Origin of the sequence: Psychrobacter sp. NG254 (genome assembly GCF_015277735.1) — a bacterium.
Lineage (GTDB): Bacteria > Pseudomonadota > Gammaproteobacteria > Pseudomonadales > Moraxellaceae > Psychrobacter.
Window position 1 is genome coordinate 1 of sequence record NZ_JADHDA010000018.1, and the last position, 578, is coordinate 578.

The following is a 578-nucleotide window of genomic DNA, read 5'->3' on the forward strand; positions in this document are numbered from 1 at the left end:
GTGGTACTGGTCAAGTTGGTATTGATTTAGGCTGTAAAGATTCAGCAGTCACCAGTGATGGTGATGTTTTGACCACTAAGCTGACTCATAAGTACGCTGAAAAACTAGCAATCGCTCAACGCGCTAAGCATAAAAAGCGAGTAAAGGCGATCCACGCCAAAATTAAAAACACCCGCCAAGACCTGATTCATAAATTTACCAATAAATTAGTTAAAGCCAATAACTTAATCGTTGTTGGAAAGATAAAATCAAAATCATTCACTTCAACAAATCTAGCCAAATCCGTCTATGACGCTGGTTGGTTTGAAATTAAGCGGCAACTGGATTACAAATGCGTGAACGCAGGTTGCCACTATATTGAAGTAAATGAAGCGTACACAACCCAAACCTGCTCGTGTTGCGGTTCTCGCCAAGACAGTCCGAAAGGTAGATCAGGGCTTGGTGTCAGAGTATGGTTTTGCAGTTCTTGTCAAACTGCCCATCAACGCGACGTTAATGGAGCCAAAAATATACTCGCGGTCGGGCTTGACCGTCTTTAGTAGGAATCCCCTTCACTTTTAGGGAGGGGAGGAAGTCAA

At 43.1% G+C, this 578-nt stretch carries 1 pseudogene; it reads left to right on the plus strand.

Annotated features, from left to right (window positions below):
- Positions 1-578 (plus strand): annotated as a pseudogene (locus IP510_RS13600) (RNA-guided endonuclease InsQ/TnpB family protein); the annotation flags it as partial.